The organism is Acidithiobacillus sp. (assembly GCF_023256195.1).
In the GTDB taxonomy this organism is placed as follows: Bacteria; Pseudomonadota; Gammaproteobacteria; order Acidithiobacillales; family Acidithiobacillaceae; genus Acidithiobacillus_A.
Genome location: NZ_JAGDWX010000009.1, coordinates 23,284 through 24,472, shown reverse-complemented (window position 1 = coordinate 24,472; position 1,189 = coordinate 23,284). Strand labels below are relative to the sequence as shown.

The following is a 1,189-nucleotide window of genomic DNA, read 5'->3' as shown; positions in this document are numbered from 1 at the left end:
GATCAAGGCCATAAGTCTGGCCCAGGGAACCACCACGTCCATCTCCGCGAGAAAGCGCTCCCGCTTGGTCTGCTTACGGCGCCGCGAAAGGTTGGGCTCTTCTGCAAAGGTCATCTGTCCGGTTATCGGTGGTCTCTACTGCTCGGTCAACCCATTATGTCCACAATGCTAGATCAGAACTTCCCTCATGGACCGCCACGTCCTGGGTCCCACACTCCCCGAAACCAACCAGCGCCATTGTTACGCTTCACGCCGACTACTTCCGCCGCCTGCGCCTGACCACTGCCAACTTCCGTCCTGCCGCCGTGTGTTTCCCCAATCCTGCCGCCTTTCGGATCTCGATTTCCCACTCGGGATGCGCGAGGGCATGTGCCCACCGTAAGAGCGTGAGCAGGTAGTCCTGCCGGGTTTTCTCGCTCCGGTCCGGGCGATCCACAGTCTCCCGAGCGATCATCGCGCAGAGATCATGGAGCGTGATTTCCGAGACAAGCTGGCGACCGTGCTCGGCGGCGTAGGGAACCACCATGCTCAGTAACCGTCTCTTGTGAACCTGGATCTCCCGCTTGCTGCCTTTCAGGTACGGCGTCAACAGTGAGACCACCGTGGTAGGGGTGATGGGTAGCGTCAGGCGGCGCCGATCTTGCTGGTACGCCTTGCGCTCTTGCGCATCCCGTGCGATTTGTTCGCCGTTCGGCCGCCGCGTACCGATGTAGGAGGCCAGCACCTGCACGCGCCCGTGCCCCATCTCCCGGCTGATGGTTTCCCTCGCCTGGCGATCCACCGAGCGCGAGGTCGCCCGACCTCCCGCCAGAACCGGGGGTGGGCAATCGGTCAATCGAGCGTAGCGCTCGCACGCGTAGGCCGCCCTCAACTCGTGGTAGCCACGAATCCCATGCTCACGCAGCACCCGGCGCGCACGTGCCGCTTCCCGGCGGACGAAATCGATATACTTCGTGTCCGGGGGGATCAGTGTCTTCGTTCCCGCATCCCGGGCGATCGCCCAGGCCTTCTCGAGTACCTCCCTTCCCGACGCGTCCACAACCACCCACCGCTTGACGGTGCGACCACCTTTGGTGCCCTCCTGAATGTTGATGGCCCGACGTTTGCGCGCCTCCGCGACGAGACGCCGCAAGTCCGCCTTGGCGGCCTCCTGGAACCGCAGGCCAAACCGCCGGGCCATGAGCACCAG

At 63.7% G+C, this 1,189-nt stretch carries 1 protein-coding gene and 1 pseudogene; both read right to left on the bottom strand.

Annotated features, from left to right (window positions below):
- A pseudogene (locus Q0C23_RS00980) lies at positions 1-114 on the bottom strand (IS5/IS1182 family transposase); the annotation flags it as partial.
- Between the two features lie 142 nt (positions 115-256).
- Positions 257-1,189, bottom strand: a 933-nt coding sequence (locus tag Q0C23_RS00975) for an integrase domain-containing protein (protein WP_291510509.1), incomplete at its 5' end; no start/stop codon positions are given.